Genomic DNA, 435 nt, shown 5'->3' on the forward strand with positions numbered 1-435 from the left:
GAAGTAATCTTGCCGTATTTACAGAATATGTACAAACAACAGCTCAGTCAGCGACAATCAATTGGGAGTATGAATATTCTTCTCCTTGTGTGAATACGAGTAACAGCAACACCACTAAGTATGTCACAACGACTTCTGCATTTGGTGCTACACTTACTTCGTCAGACTACAGAAGGCCACATATTGCATTTGATGCTACGGTGCCTCCGCCAACAACACCTCCTTCTTGTACAACTATTTCTGCCCCGGCAAACGCAGCGACAGGAGTTTCTCTGACACCTACTATTACATGGGCTCCGACTCCAATTACAACAAGCTACGTTATTAATGTAGGTACAATGCCTGGAGGAACAGATGTTATCAATGGAATGGATGTTGGGAACGTTACTTCTTATGCTATTCCTACTGCATCACCATTAGCTTATTCTACACAAT

General features: G+C 42.5%; 1 protein-coding gene. It reads left to right on the plus strand.

Annotated features, from left to right (window positions below; translation table 11 throughout):
• A partial coding sequence (locus ACPYOJ_RS34680; RefSeq protein ID WP_481420274.1) for a hypothetical protein occupies positions 1-435 on the plus strand: 435 nt, incomplete at both ends.

Source organism: Rhizobium sp. SVR5-9E, assembly GCF_056755095.1.